This window comes from Flindersiella endophytica (assembly GCF_054779015.1).
This window is the reverse complement of the sequence record NZ_BAAGYY010000028.1, coordinates 298,103-321,188: the sequence shown is the minus strand read 5'-3', so window position 1 is coordinate 321,188 and position 23,086 is coordinate 298,103. Positions and strand designations below refer to the sequence as shown.

The 23,086-nt window shown below is 68.4% G+C and carries 22 protein-coding genes; 11 read left to right on the top strand and 11 right to left on the bottom strand.

Going from position 1 to position 23,086, the window contains the following annotated elements; translation table 11 throughout:
• Nucleotides 1–94: 94 nt before the first annotated feature.
• Nucleotides 95–679: a GNAT family N-acetyltransferase gene (locus ACYVF6_RS35300; RefSeq protein ID WP_460527797.1), complete on the top strand. Its 585-nt coding sequence runs from the start codon at nt 95–97 to the stop codon at nt 677–679.
• Nucleotides 680–718: 39 nt separating this feature from the next.
• Here the strand turns inward: ACYVF6_RS35300 and ACYVF6_RS35295 are convergent, their stop codons facing one another.
• Complete coding sequence (locus tag ACYVF6_RS35295; RefSeq protein ID WP_460527795.1) at nt 719–2,368, bottom strand: glutamate--tRNA ligase; 1,650 nt, start codon at nt 2,366–2,368, stop codon at nt 719–721.
• A gap of 33 nt (nt 2,369–2,401) precedes the next feature.
• Nucleotides 2,402–2,848 (bottom strand): PPOX class F420-dependent oxidoreductase, encoded by a 447-nt coding sequence (locus ACYVF6_RS35290; RefSeq protein WP_460527793.1) that lies wholly within the window; start codon nt 2,846–2,848, stop codon nt 2,402–2,404.
• 70 nt (nt 2,849–2,918) lie between these two features.
• Here ACYVF6_RS35290 and ACYVF6_RS35285 point away from each other — a divergent pair, with 70 nt between their 5' ends.
• A complete protein-coding gene (locus ACYVF6_RS35285) occupies nt 2,919–3,524 on the top strand; it encodes a TetR/AcrR family transcriptional regulator (RefSeq protein WP_460527791.1) in 606 nt (201 codons plus the stop codon).
• Here the strand turns inward: ACYVF6_RS35285 and ACYVF6_RS35280 are convergent.
• Genes ACYVF6_RS35280 through ACYVF6_RS35270 form a run of 3 tightly spaced genes read right to left on the bottom strand, consistent with a single transcriptional unit; the run spans nt 3,515 to nt 7,943 of the window.
• Complete coding sequence (locus ACYVF6_RS35280) at nt 3,515–5,785, bottom strand: FAD-dependent oxidoreductase (RefSeq protein ID WP_460527789.1); 2,271 nt, start codon at nt 5,783–5,785, stop codon at nt 3,515–3,517. The genes ACYVF6_RS35285 and ACYVF6_RS35280 overlap by 10 nt on opposite strands.
• A gap of 29 nt (nt 5,786–5,814) precedes the next feature.
• Nucleotides 5,815–7,203 (bottom strand): hypothetical protein, encoded by a 1,389-nt coding sequence (locus ACYVF6_RS35275; RefSeq protein ID WP_460527787.1) that lies wholly within the window; start codon nt 7,201–7,203, stop codon nt 5,815–5,817.
• Nucleotides 7,200–7,943, bottom strand: a complete 744-nt coding sequence (locus tag ACYVF6_RS35270) for an IclR family transcriptional regulator (protein WP_460527785.1) — start codon at nt 7,941–7,943, stop codon at nt 7,200–7,202. The genes ACYVF6_RS35275 and ACYVF6_RS35270 overlap by 4 nt, the downstream gene beginning before the upstream one ends.
• Nucleotides 7,944–8,033: 90 nt before the next feature.
• On the opposite strand from ACYVF6_RS35270, the gene ACYVF6_RS35265 reads away from it, so the two are divergent.
• Genes ACYVF6_RS35265 through ACYVF6_RS35250 form a run of 4 tightly spaced genes read left to right on the top strand, consistent with a single transcriptional unit; the run spans nt 8,034 to nt 11,967 of the window.
• Complete coding sequence (locus tag ACYVF6_RS35265; protein ID WP_460527783.1) at nt 8,034–8,669, top strand: YesL family protein; 636 nt, start codon at nt 8,034–8,036, stop codon at nt 8,667–8,669.
• Entirely contained in the window at nt 8,666–9,565 is a 900-nt protein-coding gene (locus tag ACYVF6_RS35260) for an ABC transporter permease (RefSeq protein ID WP_460527781.1), read from the top strand. Before ACYVF6_RS35265 ends, ACYVF6_RS35260 begins: the two co-directional genes overlap by 4 nt.
• A 41-nt stretch (nt 9,566–9,606) precedes the next feature.
• Complete coding sequence (locus ACYVF6_RS35255; RefSeq protein WP_460527779.1) at nt 9,607–10,464, top strand: carbohydrate ABC transporter permease; 858 nt, start codon at nt 9,607–9,609, stop codon at nt 10,462–10,464.
• Between the two features lie 18 nt (nt 10,465–10,482).
• A complete protein-coding gene (locus tag ACYVF6_RS35250; protein WP_460527777.1) occupies nt 10,483–11,967 on the top strand; it encodes a type 2 periplasmic-binding domain-containing protein in 1,485 nt (494 codons plus the stop codon).
• Nucleotides 11,968–12,057: 90 nt separating this feature from the next.
• Here the strand turns inward: ACYVF6_RS35250 and ACYVF6_RS35245 are convergent, their stop codons facing one another.
• The 5 genes from ACYVF6_RS35245 to ACYVF6_RS35225 form a co-directional block, all read right to left on the bottom strand.
• Nucleotides 12,058–12,960, bottom strand: a complete 903-nt coding sequence (locus tag ACYVF6_RS35245) for an NAD(P)/FAD-dependent oxidoreductase (RefSeq protein ID WP_460527775.1) — start codon at nt 12,958–12,960, stop codon at nt 12,058–12,060.
• Nucleotides 12,957–13,358: a hypothetical protein gene (locus ACYVF6_RS35240; protein ID WP_460527773.1), complete on the bottom strand. Its 402-nt coding sequence runs from the start codon at nt 13,356–13,358 to the stop codon at nt 12,957–12,959. The genes ACYVF6_RS35245 and ACYVF6_RS35240 overlap by 4 nt, the downstream gene beginning before the upstream one ends.
• 20 nt (nt 13,359–13,378) lie before the next feature.
• Nucleotides 13,379–13,921, bottom strand: coding sequence for a cupin domain-containing protein (locus ACYVF6_RS35235; protein WP_460527771.1), 543 nt, complete (start codon nt 13,919–13,921; stop codon nt 13,379–13,381).
• A gap of 63 nt (nt 13,922–13,984) precedes the next feature.
• Nucleotides 13,985–14,422 (bottom strand): dCMP deaminase, encoded by a 438-nt coding sequence (locus tag ACYVF6_RS35230; protein WP_460527769.1) that lies wholly within the window; start codon nt 14,420–14,422, stop codon nt 13,985–13,987.
• Nucleotides 14,423–14,449: 27 nt separating this feature from the next.
• The gene (locus ACYVF6_RS35225) at nt 14,450–14,902 is read right to left on the bottom strand and encodes a hypothetical protein (protein WP_460527767.1); all 453 of its coding nucleotides are present in this window, start codon (nt 14,900–14,902) and stop codon (nt 14,450–14,452) included.
• Nucleotides 14,903–15,009: 107 nt separating this feature from the next.
• Between ACYVF6_RS35225 and ACYVF6_RS35220 the strand changes: the two genes are divergently transcribed.
• From ACYVF6_RS35220 to ACYVF6_RS35210, 3 genes are all read left to right on the top strand, one after another.
• Nucleotides 15,010–15,546, top strand: coding sequence for a hypothetical protein (locus ACYVF6_RS35220; protein WP_460527765.1), 537 nt, complete (start codon nt 15,010–15,012; stop codon nt 15,544–15,546).
• Nucleotides 15,547–15,702: 156 nt separating this feature from the next.
• Entirely contained in the window at nt 15,703–15,900 is a 198-nt protein-coding gene (locus ACYVF6_RS35215) for a hypothetical protein (RefSeq protein WP_460527763.1), read from the top strand.
• Between the two features lie 330 nt (nt 15,901–16,230).
• Complete coding sequence (locus ACYVF6_RS35210) at nt 16,231–16,956, top strand: dienelactone hydrolase family protein (RefSeq protein ID WP_460527761.1); 726 nt, start codon at nt 16,231–16,233, stop codon at nt 16,954–16,956.
• A gap of 16 nt (nt 16,957–16,972) precedes the next feature.
• On the opposite strand, the gene ACYVF6_RS35205 is transcribed toward ACYVF6_RS35210, so the two are convergent.
• The gene (locus ACYVF6_RS35205; protein WP_460527759.1) at nt 16,973–17,776 is read right to left on the bottom strand and encodes a dienelactone hydrolase family protein; all 804 of its coding nucleotides are present in this window, start codon (nt 17,774–17,776) and stop codon (nt 16,973–16,975) included.
• 226 nt (nt 17,777–18,002) lie between these two features.
• Here ACYVF6_RS35205 and ACYVF6_RS35200 point away from each other — a divergent pair, with 226 nt between their 5' ends.
• Both ACYVF6_RS35200 and ACYVF6_RS35195 read left to right on the top strand, forming a co-directional pair.
• Entirely contained in the window at nt 18,003–18,713 is a 711-nt protein-coding gene (locus ACYVF6_RS35200; RefSeq protein WP_460527757.1) for a Crp/Fnr family transcriptional regulator, read from the top strand.
• Nucleotides 18,714–18,941: 228 nt separating this feature from the next.
• Nucleotides 18,942–22,958: an AAA family ATPase gene (locus tag ACYVF6_RS35195; RefSeq protein WP_460527755.1), complete on the top strand. Its 4,017-nt coding sequence runs from the start codon at nt 18,942–18,944 to the stop codon at nt 22,956–22,958.
• The last annotated feature ends 128 nt before the right edge of the window (nt 22,959–23,086 follow it).

Sequence of the window (23,086 nt, the reverse complement as noted above, 5' to 3'; positions counted from 1 at the left end):
TGGCTCACCCTACCCGGCGGCCCGAGTGGCTCGCCGCGCGAGCGAACTGGCCGGTACCGGCTCCGGTCGGATGATCACGCGCAACAATGAGGACATGGCTCCGATCCACGCCTATACGACCCAACTGCTCACGCCTGACAGCTGGGAGGATTTCGCCCGCCTCGTAGACGCGAACAACGGCGTCTGGGGCGGCTGCTGGTGCATGGGTTTCCACCCTGAGGGCGTTGGTGCGGGCCGTACCCCCGCCGGCAATCGCGAGGCGAAGCAGGCCCACGTACGCAACGGAACGGTCCATCAGGTTCTCGTCTACGCCGGGGAGGAATGCGTTGGCTGGTGCCAGTACGGGCCACCGGCCGAGCTGCCGAACATCAAGAACCCGAAGACCTACGCCCGGGAGTCGGACGGATCGCCCGAGTGGCGAATCGGCTGCATCTTCACCGGCAAGGGGCACCGGCGCAAGGGAGTGGCCCGCGCCGGCGTGGGCGGCGCCCTCGCCGCGATCAAAGCAGCCGGTGGCGGCCTCGTCGAGGCCTACCCCGAACAAACCGAAGGCCGCGGCCCCCAGCAGGGCTCCTACCTCCACACGGGACCGACCGACCTGTTCGAGGCGTACGGCTTCGAACGCGTCCGGAAGATCGCGAAGTGGCGCTGGGTGATGCGCCTGCACGTTCAGCCCTGATCGAGACCCGGCGCGTTGCGAGGCGCCAGGACGTGGGCGTCAGCCGGCGAGTGCGCGAATCCTCCTGAGCACCTCGTCGCGGCCGAGCGTTTCGGCGACTGCGAACAGGTCGGGGCTGCGGGTCGCCCCTGTCAACGCGACCCGGACGACCTGCGACGCCTCACGTAGGGAGCCGGGGTAGGAGTCGGGATTCTTCTTGTATTCCTTGGCGTTCGGTGCGAAACCGTGACGGGTCGCCAGCTCGCGGATCTGCTCGAACCAGGTCGGCTGGTCGGGGGCGTCGCGGTAGTTGTCGGCCAGGTCCGTGCCGAGCGCCGATACGACCTCGGGCGCCAAGCCCAGCCCCGCCAGGCGTTCGTCGGCCGGACCGGAGACCGTTTCGAACAGCTCGGGGAAGAAGAAGCCGTAGACCGGGCGGAAGTCCGACCACTTGCGCAGGTCCTTGCGTGGGTTCTCAACGCCCTCACGTTCGACCGACAGCGCCGACAGGGCGAGGTCGCGCGAGCCGGTCAGCAACGGAACCAGCGCCGGGTCGTACGTCGTCGCCCACTCCACGACGGCGTCGAGGATCGTCTCACCCGACAGCGTGGCGATGTGGTCGGCGCTGATGTCCTCGAGCTTGACCACGTCGACCAGCGGGCCCGCGACGCCGAACTCGGCGAGCGAGAGCGGCGTGTCGAGCGCCTCGGCCAGTGGCAGCTCGGCCAGCCGGCCGTTGGCCAGCCCGCGGAGGTAATAGAGCACCGCGTCGGTGGGGTAGCCGGACTCGAGGTAGAAGTCGGTCGACGCCTCCGGGTCCTTGCGCTTGGACAGCTTGCGCTTGCTGCCCTTCTCCTGCTTCAGCAGCGGCGCGATGTGGGCGTACTCCACCTGCTCGAAGCCGAGCGCAGCGAACAGCTGCAGGTGAACAGGCACCGACGAGATCCATTCCTCGCCGCGGATGACGAGGTTGATCCGCATCAGGTGGTCGTCGACCGCGTGCGCGAAGTGGTACGTCGGAAGCCGCGGCTCGACCGCGGAAGTCTTCAGGATCACGACGTCGTTGCGGTTGGCGTCGGCCTCCAACCGGCCGCGGATCGCGTCGACGAACGAGACCCGCTCGTTGACCTCGCCCGGCGCGCGGAACCGCACGACATAGGGCGCACCCGACGCCAGCTTCGCCTCGACGTCGGCGGGGTCGGCGTCGCGCCACAGCGCCCACTTGCCGTAGTAGCCGGTCGGCAGCTTGGCGGCCTGCTGCCGGGCGGTGATGTCGGCCAGCTCCTCCTTCGTCGCGAAGCAGAGGTAGGCCTTGTCCTGCCGCAGCAGCTCACGGACGTAGGAGTGGTAGATCGTGGCCCGCGCCGACTGGGCGTACGGGCCGTAGCTGCCGTGGCCCTCCTGCTCGTCGGGCTGCACCCGGAAGTACGCGAGCGCACGATCCAGTTGCTCCTCGGCGCCCTCCACCAGCCGCGCCTGGTCGGTGTCCTCCGACCGCAGCAGGAAGACGCCCTTGGTCTGCTCCGAGATGTCCTTGTCGATCATCGCCACATAGACCGTGCCCATGTGCGGCGAGCCCGTCGGCGACGGGCCGACGCGGGTCACCTTGGCGCCGTCCGGCAGCTCGCGCTGCGGGAACTGCTGCTCCCAGTGGGCCGGTTCGGGCAGGTCGGCGGGGAACAGCGAGTCGATCGTGGCAGGGTCGAGCATGCCCGAAAACTATCAGGAGGGCCCAATCCGTTTTCAGGCTGCTGCCGGCGGCTCGTGCACCGTGCGACGCGGCTGGAAGTCGGCGTCGTGGTCGTCGCCGAACGGCTTGCCGGCGAGGTTCCAGCTCCACGAGATCGTCGGCGTGATCCGCAGGTAGACACCCGGCCCGAACATTCCCGGCCGCTCGACCACCTCGGCGGTGCCGAACACCCGCAGGAACCGCGGAATCCACGGATCGGTCGACACCAGGTCGTCGACCACGAGCGCGACCTTGGGGTTTCCGTTCCGTACGTTTCGCACCTTGCGCGTGTTGGCCGGGTCGCGCCCGCCGACGTAGAAGTACGTGCCGTCGAACTCGAAACCGACCGGCGCGTTGTCCGGCTGCCCGTCCGGCGCCACGGTCGACAACCGGCCCAGCGGCTGCGAGCGCAGGTAGGCGATCTCGTCCTCGGTGAACGACATGATGTGCCAGCTCCTCATGGGTTAGAGTACAACGATCGTTGTAAACGATACAACGGCCGTTGTAATTTCGGAAAAGGGGCCCGAGCCGATGAGCGGACAGCCCGGCAAGCGCCGCGCGATGCTCGCGGGCGCGCTCAAGGTGTTCGCCCGCGACGGCTTCACCCGCGCGAGCATCGACACCATGGCGGCCGAGGCGGGCGTGTCCACGCGCACGATCTACAACCACTTCGGCAGCAAGGCCGGCCTGTTCCACGAGGTCATGCTCGAGAACGCCACCCGCGTCGCCGAGGCACAGATCGCGATCGTCGAGCGGCACCTGGCCAAGGTCACCGACCTGGAGGCCGACCTGATCGCGTTCGGCCGCGACCTCGCGGCGCCGATGACGGAGTACGCCGACCACTTCACGCTGGTGCGGCAGGTGAACGCCGAGGCCGCACACATCCCGAAGCAAGCGATCGACGCCTGGCAGGAGGCCGGCCCGCTCCGGGTCCGCCGCGCGCTGGGCGAGCGGCTGTGCCAGCTGGCCGATCGTGGCCTGCTGCGCGTCGGCAACCCGGAACGGGCCGCGATGCACCTCATGCTGCTGGTGCTGGCGTGGAACCCGTCCTTCCGCCCGGCCCGCCCCGAGACCGAGGCCGAACTGGAGGAGATGGTGACCTCAGGCGTACACGCGTTCCTGCACGGCTACTCGTAGGCCCGCACCTCGAAGATCGCCGCCGGGGCGCCGTGGGTCTCGAGCACCGCGACCGTCAGCCGGTCCGTCTCCAAGGGCGGGTCGAACCGCATGGTGCCGCGCGACTGATGGTTGTCCGTACGTTCCGCCACCACCTGATCACCCACCAGCACCTGGTAGTGCTTGACGCAGAACGGCATCGCGTCCTCCGGGTGCCCGAACAGCACCGACTCCATCGCGTGGTCGAAGTCGGTGTCGAACGACAGGTCGATCCGGCTGATCCGCTTCGGCTCCGGCCACCGCAGCTCGACGCGAGGGGCATCGTCTCCAGGTGCGGCGACCCAGGCGTTCGGGTGCGACGTCGGCCGCGCGTAGCCGTTGTGGAGGTTCTCGACGCCGAACGCGCGCAGCGGCGGTTCGACCGTCAGCGCGAGGTTCGCGCCCGCGGGCCGGCGTTCCGGCGTCCAGAACTCGATCCGCGGCCTGCCGATCGCCTCGTCCAGCTGCTGCGTCGCACGGTGCCGCACCGCCAGCAGGCCGGTCGCCCGCAGCGTGCTGGTGTGCACCGCGACGTCCTCGTTCTTCAGCAGGCAGACGAACGCGTAGCGGTCCTGGTCGATCGAGGCGTCGAAGTCGAGCTTCACCTGCTGGCCGGTGCCGGGCGCGAGCTCGATCTCTCGCACGGCCAGTACGACGTCCGGCGTGTAGTCGTCGTTGGTGTGCTGCCCGGTCCGCAACTCGGCCCGCAGCGTCGTGGCCGCAGCAGCGTCGACGGTCACCGTCACCTGCGGCACGCGCCCGGCCGGCAACGGCAGCAGCTGTGCGCGCGAGAAGTCCAGTGGCACCGTGCCACCGTCGGCCGGCAGCTCACCGAGCGAGAACTCGCTCGACGCCGCCAGCTCGGCGGTCCGTACGAGGTCCGCCGGATCCGAAAGCGGCACGCGCGGAATGTGCTGCCCGGCCTTGAGCAGCTCCCGCCGCAGCTCACTCATCCGTTCCGGCGACAGCAACCCCGCCGGCGCCAGCCCGGAACGTGCACACAGCGCGGCCGCCATGCCGACGGCCTGCCCCATGTTCGCCCCCGTCCCCATCACACGCGTCGAGCCGAACGCCACGTGCGACGCGCTGATCAGCCGACCGGCGAAGAACAGGTTGGACACGTTGCGACTCACCAGGCAGCGGTACGGAATCTGGTAGATGCCACGCCCGTGCAGGTGGTTCGATCCGGGATGCTCGGAGAACACGCCGTCGGCCGGGTGCAGGTCGATCGACCAGCCGCCGAGCGCCACGCCGTCGGAATGCTCAACCTGGTCGAGGAGGTCGTGCTGGGTGAGCATGTGGAGGCCCTCGAACCGGCGGCTCTCCCGCTTGCCCGGAATCAGTCCGACCCATTCCAGCGTGAGGTTCTCGGCCTCCGGGAACTCACCGGAGTTCTTCAGGTGGTTCCAGACGCCGTAGACGACCTGCCACAGCTCCCACTTGATCCGTTCGGTGTCGTGCACGGTGTCGAGCCGGCCGCCGTACTCGATCCACCAGAGCTTGCAGCCGTGCTCGCGCGTGTTGAAGCTGCGGTAACGCGGGATCCTCGTGATGTCGTCGAGCGCGTAGCTCGGCGCCACGAACTTCACCGGGTGCCCGAGATCCTTGGTGTAGAAGTAGAGCGAGTGGCCGAGCAGCGCGCCGTACTCCTCACTCGGCGCGAACTTCTCGCCGAACTCCTCACGCGACTCGGCGCCCATCCGGAACGCCGCGCCGCTGAGGTAGCCGAGCGCTCCGTCGCCCGTGGAGTCGCAGAAGAGCGGGGCCTTGATGGCGTACATCGTGGAGTTCTGGCTGCAGTACGCGCGGACGGAGTCGACCCGATCCCCGTCTGTGCCGCCTTTGACGGCCTCCACCAGCGCGGTGTTGAGCAGCAGGGTGATGTTCGGCTCCTCGACGACCTTCTCCAGCAGGATCGTGTCGAAGATGACGCCGTTGCCCTCGCGGTTGCGGAACATGTTCTCGACGAGGATCTCGTCGTGCAGGCCGCCCTCGCGCGACCAGCGGTTGTTGTTGCCCATGTGCGCGGTCGCACCGAGCACCCACAGCCGGATCTCGCTCGAGGCGTTGCCGCCGAGCACCGGCCGGTCCTGCACGAGCACGACCTTCGCGCCCGCACGCGCGGCGGTGATGGCGCAGCACGTGCCGGCCATCCCACCACCCACGACCACGAGGTCGGCCTGGAGTTGTTCGGTCCTGAAGTCACGACGGTCAGCTGCTGGAGTGGTCAGTACCTGGCTCACGTGGTGTCACATCCCTGAGATGAACTGCCTTACGTGTAGAAGAACTGCGCGCTGGCAACGGTGTCGGCGTCGCTGACCAAACGGGTCCAGTGTGCGCTGAACCCGGTCGGGAACACATGGGTGACGGTCTGGCCGGGGCTGACCGCGAGGCTTTCGTACGTGGCGTACCGGCCGTGCCCGTGGAAGTCGATCTCGACGCGTACGTTGACGGTCTGGTCGCCCTGGTTCTCCACGTGCAGGCACTTGTGCTCGAAACCCGTCATCAGGAACGGATCCGACGGCTGGCCGGCGGTCACGGGGGAGTTCCACCACGGGCCGCCCCAGCCCTTGGGCTTGCCGAAGCTCCACAGGTCGTCGGTCTTGCCGAGCCACAGTCCGGACTGCGGTTCCGCGGTCGTCGGGCTCGCACCATGGCTCGGCGATGCGTTGTCGGCACCGAGCACGAGCATGCCGCGCCACGAGCAGAAGTCGCCCATCACCCACAGGTGCGTGGAGATCGGCCGCACACCCCAGATCCGCCCGCCGTACGCCCACGGGGACAGCTCGTAGAACATGCCGTGGTGGTCCATCAGCAGCCGCTCGTGCTCGACCTCACGGATGCGTGGCCACTCGGTCTGCCACTTGTGGTCGAAGCAGTGCGAAGCCTTCGGCAGGCGGTACGTCGTCCACTTCCGGTCGGCCGCCGTGAACACCTTCAGCAGCGCGGAAGCCTGGTCCCAGCCGGTGGCGAAGATCGTGCCGCCGAACTCGTGCCGGCCGCTGATCGCCGTGAACGGCTTGCGTTCCAGGATCGTCCAGCGCTCGCCGTCGAACTCCGCGAGCCGGCCCTCGGCCTGCTCGCCCGCCCAGTCGGGCTCGTGATACTCGTTCGAGCACACGACGAGCCGGTCGAACGCGGTGTAGCAGTCCTTGTAGTGAACGCGAAACTCCGCACCGGACTCCTGCTCGAGCTCCTGGTTGAGATCGGCCACCTGTCGGCACGCAAGCGTGTGCACGTCGAGCTCGAACAGCTCGCCCTCCATGCAGAGGACGTAGACCAGGCGGTCGGGGTCGGTCAGGTGCCGGCTGGTGCCGCACACGCGCAGCGGCTGCAACTCCGGGACCGTACGGATCTTGTGATCGGCGTCGATCACGTGCGGGCCGATGACGACCTGGTTGGACGGGAAGTGGACGAAGCGGTTGGTGTAGGTGCCGTCGACCCCGAGCGTCTCCTCGACGAGCTCCATCGACAGGTCGGGTGAGATGCGGCGCAGGCTCGTGCCGCTGCCACTGCCGGCCTTGTGCGACACGTAGTCGAGCACGTAGAGCTTGCCGGCCCACGGCAGCAGGCAGCCGACACCGATCTCGCTGCGTGGCGGCCCGAGGTCGGCGACCTGGGCCAGGTGCGGGAAGACTCCGGAGACGTTGAGCACGGTCACGTGTTCCCCTCACCGTTGCCGTTTTCACCTGACTGGATGGCCTGGACGGTCTCCCGCAGGGCCGCGACCAGGTTGGGTACGTCGCGCTGGTTGATGTGCCCGGACAGGCCGATCGCGGCGTACGGGGGAGTGCCGAGCGGAACTCCCAGCGTTCGATGGCCGCGTTTGTCGTTCGACCGGATCAGCGCGTAGCCCTGAGACTGGATCCGGTCGAGCTGCTCCAGGATGCCGCCCTCACCGTCGAGCAACGGCGGCTCGCTGCGCTTGGCAAAGAGCTGCCGCACCTCTGCCTCGGGTTGATGGGCAAGCAACGCCATGCCGAGCCCGGACGCTACCGCGGGATAGAGCCCGGTCCGGCCGAGCCCGCGCGCGACCGGGAAGTCGGCCTCGGCGTGGTAGAGGTAGCACATCTGGTCGCGCCACAGCACGCCCAGCGCGACGATGAACCCGAAGCGGTGCAGAGACTCCAGCGGTCCGAGCGCCCGCCGGATCAGGCCGGAGCCGAACAGGCTCTGCGCCGCCAGCGCGTGGATGCCGGGGCCGGGGCGGTACTTCCGGTTCTCGTCCTGTTCGGCGAGGCCGACCGCGGCCAACGTCTTCAGCAAGCGGTTGACACGCGTCGGATCCAGGCCTAGCGCTCTGGCCATCTCCCGGGAACCGATCGGCTCCGTGTTCATCGTCAGCGCTTGCAGGCAGGCCAATCCGTCCAACAACGACTGATTGGGTTGCGCGGGAAGCATGGTGCTGTTATAGCATCAGCCAACTCGTTATTGCAACGAACGCGTTGCGGGGGCAACACAGCGTTCGCTTTCCCTGGGAGGGAGAGGAACGTGCCGGCAAGCCGAACATCCACCCGAGCTCCCACCCGTGTGCGTCCGGCCGTGGTCGACAGCCGGATCTATGCCGCGCTGGAGCGCTTCACGTCCGTCGTCGCGCTCAACCTGCTGTGGCTGCTGGCCAGCCTTCCCCTGCTCACGGTGTTCCCCGCGACAGCCGCGATGTTCGGCGTCGTACGCGAGTGGTCGAGGGGTAACGAGCCGCGGCTGCTGCCGACGTTCACGCGGCTGTTCCGGGAGAACGTCAAGCAGGCGCTGGCCCTGCAGGCGGTCGTGTCCGGCATCGGCCTCGGACTGCTCGCCGACGTCTATCTCGCCCGAGGGCTGTCGCCGACCGTCCACGCGCTCTCCCAGGCGGTGGTCCTGCTGGTTGCCGGCGTGCTGGCGACCGCGCTCGCGTACGCCTTTCCACTGCTGGTGACCTACCGGATGCCGTTCGGCAGGCTGCTGCGGACTTCGCTGTTGCTCGTCATCGGCCGGCCCGCGACGACCGTACGCTGCCTGGCGATCGGTGTGCTCGCGGTGCTGCTGACGCTGGCGTTCCCGGCCGCACCGCTGTTGTTCGGCTCGCTGGTCGCGAGCGCGACGTACCGATGGTGTGCGCGGGTCTTCGACGAGGTGAGCGCATGAAGGCGAAGGTCTGGCGGTTTCGTGCGCTCTACCTGATGCTGCTGCCCGCGCTGCTGTGGTTCGCGATCTACAAGTACGCGCCGATGTACGGCATCGTGATCGCGTTCAAGGACTACAACCTCGGCTCGGGCATCGTCGGCAGCCCGTGGGCGGACCCGTGGTACAAGTACTTCCAGCAGTTCTTCGGCTCGCCGTACTTCACGCAACTGCTGACGAACACGTTCCTGATCTCGGTCTACAAGATCTTCTGGGGCACGGCGCTGCCCATCCTGCTGGCGTTGCTGCTGAACGAGTGTCGGCTCAACTGGATGAAGCGCTGGGTGCAGACCCTGAGCTACATGCCGCACTTCCTGTCCTGGGTCATCATCTTCGGCATCACGCTGGCGTTCCTGTCGGAGAGCACCGGACTGGTCAACCGCTGGCTCGAGGAGGGCACGGGCTCGACGATCGGGTTCCTCACCTCGACCGACTGGTTTCGTCCGGTGCTGATCGGAACCGACGTGTGGAAGGACGCCGGCTGGGGCGCGATCATCTACCTCGCGGCGATGGTCGGCATCGATCCGGCGAGGTACGAGGCCGCGCGCGTGGACGGCGCGAGCCGGCTGCGGATGATCTGGCACGTGACGCTGCCCGGCATCCGCAACGTCATCATCCTGCTGGTCGTGCTGAAGCTCGGGCACGTGCTGGAGGCCGGTTTCGAGCAGGTCTACATCTTCTACAACATCCAGGTCTATCCCGTGGCCGACATCCTCGACACCTGGGTGTTCCGTACCGGGCTGGAGAACCTCAACTTCTCGCTGGCCGCGGCGGCCGGTCTGTTCAAGTCGGCTGTCGGCCTGGTGCTCGTGCTGCTCGCCAACCGGATGGCCAAGCGCTGGGAGGGGCAGATTTGGTAGCCAGGGTAGGCAGAGCAGGCCCTCGCCCGGTCCGCTCCGGAATGGTCCGCGGCACCGAGGACCGGATCGTCAACGGCGTCGTCTACACCGCGCTCGCGCTGGTCGGCGTGCTGTCGGTGTTCCCTCTGCTGTTCGTCGTCTCGGCCTCGCTGACGCCGTACGGCGAGGTGCTGCGCAACGGCGGGTACGTCGTGATCCCACGGCACATCACGTTCGACGCGTACGAGCAACTGCTCGCCGATCCGGCCATCCCGCGCGCGTTGTCGGTCACGGTGTTCATCACCGTCGTCGGAACGCTCGTCAACATGGTGCTGACCACGCTGATGGCCTATCCGTTGTCACGCAAGGACCTGCCGGGCCGCAGCGTGTTCCTGATGGTCGCGCTGTTCACGATGCTGTTCAGCGCCGGCATGATCCCGACGTATCTCGTCGTGAAGGCCACCGGCCTGCTCGACACCGTGTGGGCGATGATCGTCCCGAACGCGATCTGGGTGTTCAACGTGCTCATCATGAAGACGTTCTTCGAGAACATCCCACAGGACTTGATCGAGGCCGCCCGGATCGACGGTGCCGGCGAGCTCCGGATCCTCCTGCAGGTGGTGCTTCCGCTGTCGGTGCCGGTCATGCTGACGCTCGGGCTGTTCTACGCGGTCGGCCACTGGAACGAGTTCTTCCAGGCGATCCTCTACGTCCGCGATACCGACCTGCAGCCGTTGCAGGTGGTCGTACGAAACCTGCTGGCCAGATCCCAGTCGACCGAGAACGTCGACGCGGCGCTGCCGCTCGTCACCGTGCAGATGGCGGCGGTCGTCGTCGCCGCGCTGCCCATGGTCGTCGTCTATCCGTTCATCCAGAAGCACTTCCAGAAAGGAGTCCTGCTCGGTTCAGTGAAGGGCTAGGAAACAAAGGACAGCACCATGCCGAAGTTCGGACTTACGGGAATCGCGGTCGTCGCCGCGGCGGTCAGCCTGGCGCTGGCGGCCTGCGGATCGGGGGAGAGCACGTCAGGTTCGCCGAAGACCCTCAACGTGCACGTGATCGGGAGCGGCTCGACCATCCCCAAGCAGGACATCATCAAGGAAACGTTGGACAAGAAGCTCGGCATCGACATCAAGCTGACGTCCGCGACCTCTCCCGACGACTACTACACCCAGCTGTCGGCTTCGCTGGCGGGTGGCACCGCACCCGACCTCTTCCAGGTGGATCGCAGCCACCTGCAGCAGTTCGTCCGGCAGGGACTCGTGATGGACCTGACCGACCGGCTGGACACCGATCTGAAGGTGTACACGAAGTTCGTCGGCCGCGACTCGATGAAGGGGCCGACGTTCGACGACAAGGTCTACGGCGTGCTGAAGCGGCCGCAGTACCAATACAACTCGATCTGGATCCGCAAGGACTGGCTCGACAAGCTCGGCCTGAAGGAGCCGAAGTCGGTCGACGACCTCTACGCGGTGGCGAAGGCGTTCACCGAGAAGGACCCGGACGGCAACGGCAAGCGCGACACCTACGGCTTCACCGGTGGCAAGGACTACCAGCCGTGGGGTCCGCTCTGGGCGGCGTTCGGCGCCGGTGAGCCGGACTCGTTCTACGAGGAGAACGGCCAGATCGTCAACGGTTTCCAGGACCCGGACACCAAGCAGGCGCTTTCGTACATCCGGAAGCTGATGGCCGAGAAGCTCGTCGATCCGGACGTCCTCACCGGTGACGCGCTGCAGGGCCATCAGCGTGCGTTGCAGGGCAAGGCCGGGATGATCGTGCAGGACTGGCCGCACATGACCAAGCCGCAGTTCGTCGAGCAGTACAAGACCGCGCAGCCGGACGCCAAGTGGGTCCAGCTGCCGCCGCCGAGCGGACCGGCCGGCCCGGGTGCGATGCCGACCGACGAGAACGGCAGCACGATCTACGCGATCCCGCGCAGCCTGGAAGGCAACGAGGAGAAGCTGCGCAACATCTTCGCGTTCATCGAGTACATCTCAGGCAAGGAAGGCAACCGCCTGGTGTCGTACGGCGTCAAGGGCGTGCACTACAACCTGCAGGGCGACAAGGTGGTGCCGACCGAGAAGCTCACGACCGAGGGCGAGTACTTCTGGCTCTACCAGCTCACCGGCCGCGACGAGGGGGAGTACCTCGCGACGAAGTTCGCGGCGCAGAAGGACTACATCGCGTTCGCGGAGAACCAGCCCAAGCTCCCCACGTTCGGGAGTCTGGTGGTCGAGCCGGAGGGCTACAACGCGGTCGATGCCGACCGCTACGCCGAGGAACAGCTGGCGCAGTTCGTCTCCGGCAAGCGCCCGTTGTCGGAGTGGGACTCCTTCGTCGGCACGCTGTCGAAGCAGTTCGGCTACGACAAGTACGTCAGCAGCGCGAAGGACCAGCTGAAGGAGCTCGGCGCGACCAAATAGCCATCGCGCTCGGCTGAGCGCTGTCCTGGCCACGGTCCGGGACGCCGAGGGGCGTACGGCGTCCCGGACGCGTGGCCGCCTGGCAGCCGTCTAGGTGAGCGCGGTCATGGCCGCGAGGCCGGGCCGGCGCTGGGTGTAGGCGGCGCCCCGGACGATCAGTTCCTTGTAGAGCACGGCGAGGCGTCCGGTCAGTACATGGTCGACCGGGCTGTCGTCGGCGCGGACGAACTGGATCAGCGCGTCGCGGCGGCCGAGGCTGATGCACTGGTTGAAGTAGCGGAAGTCGAACGGCTTCGGCCGGCGACCGGCCGCGCGGTCGTGGATGGCCTTGACCGCGTGCACCGCGGCGGGAATCCCGGTGGCGCAGGCCATTCGCAGCTCCTGCCCGTCCCGCTTTCGTACGGCGGCGGCGTCACCTATGCCGTAGACCTCGGTATGCGAGACCGAGCGCAACGTCTCGTCGACGATCAGGCGGCCGCGGTCGTCGACCTCGAGGCCCGCCTGCCCGGCCAGCTCGGAGACTCGGAAGCCGGTCGTCCAGACCACGATGTCGGCGGGAAGCTGGTCGCCGTTGTCGAGCAGCAGGCCGTCGGGGCCGACCTTCGCGATCCGGGCGTGGTCGCGGACCTCGATGCGGAGCCGGTCGAACACGCGATGCAGGTGCCGGCGACCGCGTTCGGAGAGTGCGCCGCCGAACGCGCCGCTGGTGACCAGCCGCACCTTCAGGTCGGGACGGGTGTCGGCCAGCTCGGTGGCCGCCTCGAGCCCGGTCAGCCCGCCACCGGCGACGGCCACCGTGCTGCCCCTGCGCAGGTCGGTTCGCAGGCGGGCGGCGTCCTCGGCACTGGCGACGGTGTACGCGTGCTCGGCAACCCCCGGCACGCTGCCCGCGTCGGCTTGGCTGCCGAGCGCGTAGATCAGCTGGTCGTAGCGCAGCGGCTTGGTCGATCCGGCCAGCCGGATCTCCCGGCGGTCGGCGTCGATGCTCGTCACCTAGACGATCTGTTCCAAGGGGTCGCCTGACGCGCGACGCCTGGCATCCACGCTGGCTGCGTTGTCGTCGATCGCCGGAGGCCCCTCCTGGCTCCTCCTCCGGCTGTGCCCACCCCCACACGAACGGCGCCATGCGCCGCGCGCTTGACCGGCGACCCCTTGGAACAGATCGTCTTGTCGACGACGAGCCGGATGCGGGTGCCGTGGACCAGGTCGGCCAGCGAGTGCTCGGGCAGGCGCTGCCCGCTGGCGAGCTGATGGTTGCGCACACGTTCAACGAACCGGTCGCGGGCGTTGACCAGCGTGATCTTCAGGTCGTCGTCGGCGTTCCGGGCGGCGAGCTTGGCGGCGATCAGCCCGGAGTAGCCAGCGCCGAGAACGACGAGATGGTTGCTCATGGATGTTCTTCTCCTTCCGGCTACCTGGGACGAGCCGGACTGCTGGTTTGTGACCTGGTAGGTCCGGTGAACTGCCCGCGGGTCCAGACCTGGCTCTGGACGAAGTAGTTGTCGAAGCGCTCCTGCGAGTCGAAGATCTCCTGCGGGCTTGCCTCGCCGCGCAGCACACGGTCGGCCAGGCGGAAGTACTCGAAGCGCTCGTTCATGCCGGGCGCGAACATGACCAGCACGTCGGCGCTGCCGCCGGGCGCGGGCGCGAACGTGTGCGGCATGCCCGCAGGGACGAGCAGGAAGTCGTTGCGTTCGATCGTGACCAGCTGATCGCCGGCGAGGGCTTCGACGGCGCCGTCGAGTACGAAGAAGATCTCGGCCGCGGTCTTGTGGAAGTGCGGGGTAGGTCCGGCGGCGTCGGGGCGCATGAGGGCGCGGTTGGCGCTCACCACGCCCCCGGTGGTGTCGGCGTCGCCGAGCAGCTTGTTGACGATCGCGCCGCCGTCGATCTCTTCGGCATCGGCGTCGCGGGTCAGCAGCGCGCTGCGGCCGTCGACGGTGATCAAGGACATCGAGATCCTCCTCAGTAGTAGTTCCTGAGGGGATAGTACGATCTCTAACTATCGGGCTGCAAACTAGTTCGGTGTGAGATGCGCGTTGACCGCCCGGGCCGCTTCGGCGAGCTCGGGGAGCTCGACTACCTCGACCCCGGCGGCGGTCAGGAGCTCGACGCCCCGGCAGTCGGCGACGAAGAGGTCGGGCTCGCGCCAGGCGATCACGACCCGCCGGATGTCCGCGGCCAGGATGAGGTGCGTGCACGACAGTGGCCGCGACTTGCGTTCGGAGCAGGGCTCGAGCGTGCTGTAGATCGTGGCGCCCGCCGGTACGTCGGTCAGCTTGGCGAGCGCCGACTCCTCGGCGTGGACGACCGGATCGGCCTCGCGGGAGTAGCCGGTCGCCAGTTCGCCGCCGTCCCGCCCGACGATCACCGCTCCGACGGAGTAGGCGTTCAGGACCTGCGGGCAGCGTCGCGAGAGCTCGATGGCGCGTTCCATCCACTGGCGATCGGTCATGCCCGCCAGTCTCGCACCCGGCCGAGCTCAGCTCGCGGCGCGCAGGGCGGGCAGCGCGCCCGCCGACTCGTCGTCGAAGCTGCGCCAGCCGTGCTCGGTGACCGTGAGCAGCGCGCCCTTGTAGACCGGCTGCTGGTGGGTGCAGTAGAGCCAGCCGTAGGCCCAGGCCAGCACGTCGTCGACGAGCACGACGCGGCCGTGCCGGGCGACGACGGTGACGTAGGCGTGGTCGATCGGGTACGCGTCAGGGTCGCGGCCGGCGTAGAGGGTGCGGGCGGCTGTGCGCAGTAGCTGGCGGATCTGCTTGAACGGTGGCGGCTCGGGCTCGGTCCAGATCACCTCGGAGGCGACCAGCAGCTGATCGGTGGAGGGACGCTCGACCAGTCCGACGATCACCTGGCCGGCGCGCAGCCGGTGTTCCTCGTCGAGCACGCGAATGATCTCGGCCGGATCTCGCAGCTCCCAGGGTTCGATATGCATGCCGGGAATCGTGCGCCGGCCTCGACAAGATCGCTGCCGTTTTCCACAGGCGAGCCGCTGTGGAAAACCAGCGGGCGGGTGGGGGATCTCGGTGCAGGCTTCGGCGCATGCACACCTATTGCACTGAGATCATCGGAACGTTCGAGATAACACCTGGCCTCAACCGCGACGAGAGCGAATACCTCATCGCGTTCGCCGAGACCCGGCGCTGGTGGCGCACCGCTGGACCGTACATCGTCCTACCCAACCCCAAGCTTGGTGAACCCATCGACGACCAGGCGCTCTACGAAACGGCCTATCCCGGCGAGCCGGATCTGTGCTGCGGATGGATTCCCGCTCCCGGTGGCAACGCGCTGATGTTCAACGGGAACAGCGAGTTCGGCCGTCCGGGGCCATGGTTGCGCTACCTGGTCAACCACTTCCTCCGGCCGGATGCGAAGGCGTCGCACAGCGGCGACCCGGCGTTCGCCCGCTTCATGTTCAACCACACCGTGAGCGGAGTCGTGGCCGCCCGCAGCCCGGGCACCGGCCGGCTCTGGCTGATCCGCGCGGCCGACAATCTCGTGCGCGAGCAGGTGCTCGTGCCGGGCGAGCCGATCCTCGGTGAGGAGACGGACTGGAAAGAATCGTTGACGTTTGGCTAGACGGCGGCATCAGACGTCAGCGGGCAATCCCACGAATCGCAAGAGGGGGTTGACATATCGAGAATCTGATGCGTAGCGTTCCGAGTACGTTCTGTGAGTGTCCGGTCCGCCGGTATTACCCCTTCCTGCGGACCGGACGAATTGCAGGGAGGCCGAATGAAAAAGACCCTTACCCGACTCGGCGCTGTTGCCGCGATCGGCTTGGCCACCGCCGTAATCACCACCCCAGCTCCAGCTTTCGCCGACGACGACGCCGGCGCGAGCGCGGAGGCTGACATCTACATCGGCGGCTTACTGGACGTGGTGATCGACGGTTCGATCGGGATCTACATCGGGTCTGGGTGTGATGGCTGATGCCGTGAGCCGACCCTGATCACGATGCAGGATCCTGGCCGATCGCTCCGCACAGAAAGCCTTTCCAGACTCCTTCATCCGTGATCATCCCAGGGAACCGACCCTGGACTCGCATGGCATCCGAGGAAACGCCGCGCCGGCAGCCCTACCGGCGCGGCGTTTCCTGTTGGGCAGACCACCGCGAGCTCTGTTAATCTTCCCGAGGCCGTGCAGGAGAACGAGGAGGTGGTACCCGTGAACGTATCGACATGGGTGCTCCCCTCCGGGGTCACGGTCGGGCGATAGGTCGTCCGGGAGTGCCGTTCAAGAACACTCCCGAAAGGCACGACCATGCGATTCACCTCCGAACAACGCCTCGACGACGGTGTCCTCGAGCGCGAGTTCATCCTCGGCGAGATCCCCGGCATCCTGTGGACGCCTGAGTCCGCACCGGCCCCGCTGATCCTGCTCGGCCACCCCGGCGGAGTGCACAAGATGTACCCCCGGCTGGTGGCCAGGGCCCGGCACTCCGCGGCGGAGGGCTACGCCACGGCCACCATCGAGCTCCCCGGGAGCGGTGACCGGCCTCGTCTGGCCGTCGCCGAGGAGGCCCGCGCCGACCTGCGCCGGGCACTGGAGGCCGGCGAGCCCGTCGGCGACGAGATCGTCGACCGGCTCATCCTCCCGCTGGTCGACAAGGCCGTCCCGGAATGGCGGGCCACCCTGGACGCCCTCCTCTCGCTGCCCGAGATCGGCGGCCCGGTCGGCTACTCCGGAGGGGTGATCGCCATCGGCACCCGGCTGGCGATGGTCGAGCCGCGCATCTCGGCCGCCCTCCTGTTCGCCGGCAGTTTCGTGCCCCGCGTCCTGTTCGAGGACGCCAGGCAGGTCACCATTCCACTGCTGGTCCTGCTGCAGTGGGACGACGAAGGAAACGACCGGCAGCAGGCCCTCGACCTGTTCGACGCCTTCGGCTCCAAGGAGAAGACGCTGCATGCCAACCTCGGCGGGCACACCGGCGTCCCGCGGTTCGAGGGTGACGACGGGAGCCGGTTCTTCGCCCGGCACCTGAAGTGAGGCCGGAGACCGGTCTCTAGACCGCGGTGGGCTTCAGGCGTTCGGCCAGGAACGTCATCACCTCGTCCATGGCCTTGCGGGTCGGGTGGCCGGGCTCGTCGACCAGGTCGGTGGTCAGCACCGAGTGCGCAGCGGAGGAAATGTTGTGCTCGTTGCCCGGTGACGAGTCGATCTCGATGCCGATGAAGTTGTCGCCGAACAGCTTCTCCAGCGTCTTGAAGCGTTCGCCGGGAGACGTCTTGTCGGCGGAGAACCGCAGGCCCATCGCGCACAGGCCGGTCTCGCGGCGCTGCTTGAGCACGGTGACGTCGGTGACGTCGAGCCCCAGCGCGCCCTTGCGGCGCTCACCGAGACCGATCGGAAGTCCCGGCTGGCTGAGCACGGGTGCGAGTACGGCGGGCTCGACGGCCATCGCCAGTGCGAACCCGCCGGTGAAGCACATGCCGACGGTGCCGACGCCGGGCCCGCCACAGTCTTCGTGGGCCTGCGCCGCGAGCACTCGCAGCCAGGAGATGACTGGGCTGGTCCGGTCGGCCAGGAGGTGGAACTCCCGCGAGACGCACGTGCGGGCGATCGATCGCAGCATCTCGCCGCCGGTCTTCTCGGCGTTGACGCGCCCGAAGAGCGACGGCATGTAGACGGTGTAGCCCTGGTCGCGCAGCCGCCTGCCGAACTCGGCGACGCCGGGATGCAGACCGGGCATCTCGTGCAGCACGATCACAGCCGGCCCGGAGCCGGCGCGGTAGACATCACGCGTCCGGTCGTCGTGGGTGAACGGGAATCGCTCGAACCCGGAGATCTCAGCAGTCTCAGCAGTCATGGCCAATCACATACCACGCCGGTGGGATGCGCGAAAGCACCAACGCGCATCCCACCGGCGGGAGCCGCCGTCCTTGCCGAGCGCGCCGAAGTGGCCGGTGGATGGCCGGCCGCCGCCCTCGCGGGGACCGCCGGCGGACGGCGAGGTGACGACGGACACAGTGGTCGGGGGCGGCAGAGTCTGCGGGAATGTCTGCCAACAGGCTGTGCGCGACTATCGTGTATTCGTGACAGCGAGGCTGAGTGACGCCGAAGTACTCGCCGTGCTTTCCCGTACGACGCTCTTCTCGGCACTGGGTGCCGGCGAGCTCGCCGGCGTGGCCGGTTCGTGCCTGCAGCGTCGCGTCACGCGTGGTCAGTTCCTCTGCTATCAAGGCGATCCCGGTGACCGGTTGTTCATCATCGCGACGGGGCTGGTCAAGGTCGTGCTGACATCGGAGCAGGGTGAGGAGCTCGTGCTGCGCACGCAAGGCCCGCACGAGGTGTTCGGCGAGCTGGCGGTCCTCGACCAGGTGCCGCGGTCCGCGTCGGTCGTGGCCGTGCAGCCGACCGATGTTCTGATGCTGAATCGTCCGGTGATCATCAGCCTGATGCGCACCTACCCCTCGGTGATGGACGCCCTGCTGGTCTCGCTGGGCCGGCTGGTCCGGCAGCTCACGGTCCAGACCGGCGAGCTCGCGTTCCTCGACCTGACCGGCCGGCTGGCCAAGCTGCTGCTCCGCCTCACCAAGGACCACGGGCTGACCGGCCGCAACGGCAGCCCTGCCGTGATCGACCTCGGGCTCACACAGTCCGACCTCGGCGCGATGGTCGGCGCGTCCCGGCCCGCTGTGAACCGCGTCCTGCAGGCGCTCGCGGCCCGCGGCGTGATCGAGCTTTCCGGCTCGGCGATCGTCGTACGAGACGTGGCCGCGCTACGCCGCCGGGCCAACAGCTGAGCCGCCCGCCGGCAGCCGCCGGCGACAACCGGCAACCACGTCCAAGCTGCTGAGCGGCTGAGTAACTTTCACCCGGTCGGTCACGACCTGGGGTAAAGCAAGTGCGAAGGCGTGCGGAAAGGCTTACCGTTGGACCGTCACGTCGCGTAACAGACGTCGCGAGTGACACACACACGGCCAGAGCCACGGGGGCCAAGTCGTGGGTCTCATCGACCCGGGGGTACTGCTGTGACCAACTTGCTGCTGGACAGATATCAGGTCCTACCGGACGGCGACGGGGAGCCGGCACGCGTTCGCCGGGCATTGGACCGGCAGGGCGATCTCATTGTGGGCTTGGAGAGCTATCCGATCGGCTCGGACGCCAGCGCGAACCGCCTGCTGGGCCGGGCGGAGCGGCTGCGTGAGCTGCCGCCGCACCCGAGCCTGGCCGCCGTACGCGACGGATTCGTCGTCGACGGCACCTGCTACGTCGTCACCGACTGGGTCGCAGGCGAACCGCTCGAGCAGCTTCGGCTGTCGACGCGGGTCGCGATGGCCTACCTCGACCAGATCGCTTCGGCGATTGAGCATCTGCACCGCTACGATCCGGCGCTCGCCCATGGCGCGCTGGCACCCGAGCGTGTGCTGATCACCGAACACGACCGCGCGGTCGTCACCGGTCTCGGCGCGGCCGTCGCGACGGGTCCGGGCTCGCACGAGAGCTCTCCCTATTTCGCGCCGGAAGTACGCGACGGCGAAAGCCCCACCCCTGCCAGTGACATTTACAGCCTGGCCGCGCTGGCCTGGACCCTGCTCGCCGGAACCCAGCCCGGCCAGGGCCTGCTGAGCGCGGTCTCGGAGTCGGCGAGGGAAGCTGCGCTGGTCGAGTCGCTGCTGCGCTCCGGCCTGGCGCGCGACCTGGCCCAGCGACCACACTCGGTGCTGGAGTTGGTCCGCCGGCTGCGCTCCCGGCTCACCTCGGCGCTGCCCGACGGCGAGGTCACGTTCCTGATGACCGACGTCTGCCGCTCGACGCGCATGTGGGACACCGTTCCCGACGCGATGGCGGTGGCGATCGAACGCCACGACCAGATCTGCGCCGAGGTCGTCGAGCGGTACGGCGGGCTCTACCCACGTGACCAGGGCGAGGGAGACAGCATTCTCGTCGTGTTCGCACGGCCGGAGGACGCCGTGGCGTGCGCTGCGGAGTTGCAGAGCAGGCTGACCTGCGAACAGTGGCCGGAGCACGCCGAGGTCTCCGTGCGCGCCGCGGTGCACACCGGCCAGGCGACGCTGCGCCGCGGCGGTAACTACCGCGGTGTCGGCCTGAGCACCGCCGCTCGCCTGCGTTCCATGTCGCACGGCGGCCAGATCCTGCTCTCCCAGGCAACCGTCGACGCCGTACGCGGCCGGCTGCCGGCGGGCTTGGAGATTCACGACGCCGGCCTGCACCGGCTGCGCTACCTCGACAAGCCCGTCCGCGTCCACCAGCTCAGCGGGCCCGGACTGCCGAGCGACCTGCCCGTGCCTCGCTCGCCGCGCGACGTCGACTCGCAGCCCGCACGGATCGACGAGACCGCCTTGCTGGGGAGGGAAACCGAGCTCGGCGAGCTGTTCGCCGCGCTCGACTCGGCCGAGCAGGGCAGGCCACGGCTCGTCCTGCTGTCGGGCGAAGCCGGCATCGGCAAGACCAGCCTGTGCCAGAAGCTCGCCGAACACGCCCGCCTGAAGGAGATTCCGGTGCTGTGGGGCCGGGGCACCGAGGGTAGTGGCGCGCCGGCCTACTGGCTGTGGCGGCAGGTGTTCCGCGATCTGCTCGAGAGCTGCACCGACGAGGAGCTGGACAGCTGCGTCGCCGACGGCGCCGCCGAGCTGGCCGCGGTGTTCCCCGACCTGCGCTCGCGGATCGCCGGCATCCCGGAGCCGGCGCCGCTCGGTCCCGAGGCGGCCCGCTTCCGGCTGTTCGAGTCGTTCGTGACGATGCTGCGAAAAGCCAGCACCGCAAGGCCGTTGCTGCTCGTGCTCGACGACGTCCACTGCGCCGACGAGCCGTCGCTTCGCCTGCTGGAGTTCCTGGCGGAATACCTCGGAACGGCCCAGCTGCTGGTCGTCGTGGCCTACCGTCAGCTCGAGGTTGGCGGCCTGGTCCGGCAGCACGAGTCGCTGCAGCTCGCGCTGTCGAAACTCACCCGCGAGCAGGTGGCCCGCTACGTCGAGATCAGCGGTGGCGCCGCCCAGCCCGGCTCCGTTGTCGACGCGGTGTTCGCCGCCAGCGAGGGAAACCCCTTCTTTCTCAAGGAGATCGTCTCCCTGCTGACCACCGAGGGCCGGTTCGACGACCCGCGACGGCTGGCCTCGGTCGCGCTCCCGTCCGGTGCGCGCGACGTCGTCCTGCGCCGGATCGGCAAGCTGTCCGACAGCACCCAGCGGATGCTCGGCATCGCCTCGGTGATCGGCCGTGACGTTCCACTGGTCACGCTCGCCGCTGTGAGCGGCACCGCGCCGCCGAGGCTGTTGCGCGACCTGGACGTCGCGGCCGGCGCCGGACTGGTCGTGCTCAAGCCCGAGGCGCCGAAGCAGTTCAGCTTCGCGCACTCGCTGGTCCGCCTGGCGTTGTACGACTCGCTGGGCCCGGCCGAGCGCGTCCGCCTGCACCTGGAGACGGCGCGTGCGATCGAACGCCGCTACGACTCCGCCGACGCCCACCTGGCCGAGCTCGCCTACCACTTCCTGGCCGCCGCGCCATGGGGTGACGTGACCAAGGCGAGCGAGTACGGCTGCCGGGCAGCGGCCGAAGCGGTCGGGCACTGCGCGTACGAAGAGGGCGCGCGGCTCTATCGTGCGGTCCGGGAGGCTCCGAGGCTCGGCGCGGAAACGCTCGACCCTGGCGAGCGATGCGATCTGCTGATCGCCGAGGGCGACGCGCTGTGGCGTGCGGGCTCACTGCGTCAGTCGCGTGACCTGCTGAACGAGGCAGCCGAGCTGGCCGGGTCCGCCGGCGACGGCAGCCGGATGGCGGCCGCGGCGCTCACCACGAGCAAGCTGTGGATCGAGGTCGGCCAGGTCGACGAGCAGGTGGCCGACATCCTGCGAGGTGCGCTCGACCTGCTCGGAGAGGACCAGCTCGCGGACCGGGCGCGGCTGCTGGCCCGCTTGGCGATGGAACTGTCCTACGCCGACGGTCCCGGCGAAGGTCCCGACCACAACCTGCGGCGCACGATCGGCGCGGTCGAGCTGGCTCGCCGGTCGGGCGACGCACACGCTCAGGCGTTCGCTTTGCTCGCACACCGCTACGCGCTGGTCGATCCCGGGCAGTGTGCCGAACGGCTGGCCGCCTCGACCGAGAGCATCGCGCTGGCGCAGCAGGCCGGCGACCGCGAGCTCGCGCTGCGGTCCCACGCGCTGCGCACGCACGACCTGTTGGAGAAAGGCGACGGCCAGGCGGCCCGGCTGGAGATGGCCGCTTTCTACGCGCAGGCCGACGAGCTGCGGCAGCCGTTCCACTCCAACTGCAGCACGGTGCTGGCCACCATGACCGCGTTGCTCGAAGGGCGGTTCGCCGCGGCCGAGGAGTACGTCGGCCAGGTGTTCGCCGCGGCCGCCCAGTCCGGCCGCGACACCCAGGCGCAGGCCGCCTGGATCCAGCTCTTCTTCCTGCGCAGGGAACAGGGCCGGCTCGCGGAGCTGGCCGCCCGGGCGCAGGAGATCGCCGGCGCGCACGCGGTCACGCCCGGGTGGAGCGCACTGGCGGCGATGCTGTGCCTCGATCTCGGCCAGCGCGACGAGGCGAGCCGGTTGCTCGAACAGACACTGGACAACCCGATCCCGGCGATCGACACCACCTGGCTCGCCACGATCGCGATCCTGGCGGAGACGGCGTACGGCCTTGGAGACAAGGAGAGCAGCCGCCACCTGTACGACATCCTGGCGCCGTACGCCGACCAGGTGGTGGTCATCGGGGTGACGACACCCGCCGTGTGCCTGGGCTCGGCGCATCGCTTCCTCGCCTTGTCGGCGACCACACTGGAGCAGTGGCCGAAGGCGGAGCGGCACTTCCAGCAGGCGGCGCACGCCAACCGGATGTTGTCCGCGCGTCCGCTGGTCGCTCACGTCTACCACGACTGGGCGAAGCTGCTGCTGACGGCCGGCGAGGGGCACCGGTCGGCACCGAGAGCTGCGGAGCTGCTGGCCAAGACACGTCCGATCGCGGAGGATCTCGGGATGCCCGTCCTGCTCGACCGGATCAGGTTCCGGCTGCCTTCGTGACGCTGCCGGTTCTTTTCGATTGTTCCGGTGGGCCGGCGGCTCGGGGTGTGCTCAAGGTGACACCGTCCCGGTGATCTCGGGAACAGGGCATCGCGGCCGGAACTGAGACTCTTTCTTTGAGTGGAGGG

What these genes read in the sequence shown, in the direction of transcription:
- ACYVF6_RS35300 (WP_460527797.1), top strand. Translation starts at nt 95, where the DNA reads ATGGCTCCGATCCACGCCTATACGACCCAACTGCTCACGCCTGACAGC.
- ACYVF6_RS35295 (WP_460527795.1), bottom strand. Translation starts at nt 2,368, where the DNA reads ATGCTCGACCCTGCCACGATCGACTCGCTGTTCCCCGCCGACCTGCCC.
- ACYVF6_RS35290 (WP_460527793.1), bottom strand. Translation starts at nt 2,848, where the DNA reads ATGAGGAGCTGGCACATCATGTCGTTCACCGAGGACGAGATCGCCTAC.
- ACYVF6_RS35285 (WP_460527791.1), top strand. Translation starts at nt 2,919, where the DNA reads ATGAGCGGACAGCCCGGCAAGCGCCGCGCGATGCTCGCGGGCGCGCTC.
- ACYVF6_RS35270 (WP_460527785.1), bottom strand. Translation starts at nt 7,943, where the DNA reads ATGCTTCCCGCGCAACCCAATCAGTCGTTGTTGGACGGATTGGCCTGC.
- ACYVF6_RS35260 (WP_460527781.1), top strand. Translation starts at nt 8,666, where the DNA reads ATGAAGGCGAAGGTCTGGCGGTTTCGTGCGCTCTACCTGATGCTGCTG.
- ACYVF6_RS35255 (WP_460527779.1), top strand. Translation starts at nt 9,607, where the DNA reads ATGGTCCGCGGCACCGAGGACCGGATCGTCAACGGCGTCGTCTACACC.
- ACYVF6_RS35250 (WP_460527777.1), top strand. Translation starts at nt 10,483, where the DNA reads ATGCCGAAGTTCGGACTTACGGGAATCGCGGTCGTCGCCGCGGCGGTC.
- ACYVF6_RS35240 (WP_460527773.1), bottom strand. Translation starts at nt 13,358, where the DNA reads ATGAGCAACCATCTCGTCGTTCTCGGCGCTGGCTACTCCGGGCTGATC.
- ACYVF6_RS35235 (WP_460527771.1), bottom strand. Translation starts at nt 13,921, where the DNA reads ATGTCCTTGATCACCGTCGACGGCCGCAGCGCGCTGCTGACCCGCGAC.
- ACYVF6_RS35230 (WP_460527769.1), bottom strand. Translation starts at nt 14,422, where the DNA reads ATGACCGATCGCCAGTGGATGGAACGCGCCATCGAGCTCTCGCGACGC.
- ACYVF6_RS35225 (WP_460527767.1), bottom strand. Translation starts at nt 14,902, where the DNA reads ATGCATATCGAACCCTGGGAGCTGCGAGATCCGGCCGAGATCATTCGC.
- ACYVF6_RS35220 (WP_460527765.1), top strand. Translation starts at nt 15,010, where the DNA reads ATGCACACCTATTGCACTGAGATCATCGGAACGTTCGAGATAACACCT.
- ACYVF6_RS35215 (WP_460527763.1), top strand. Translation starts at nt 15,703, where the DNA reads ATGAAAAAGACCCTTACCCGACTCGGCGCTGTTGCCGCGATCGGCTTG.
- ACYVF6_RS35210 (WP_460527761.1), top strand. Translation starts at nt 16,231, where the DNA reads ATGCGATTCACCTCCGAACAACGCCTCGACGACGGTGTCCTCGAGCGC.
- ACYVF6_RS35205 (WP_460527759.1), bottom strand. Translation starts at nt 17,776, where the DNA reads ATGACTGCTGAGACTGCTGAGATCTCCGGGTTCGAGCGATTCCCGTTC.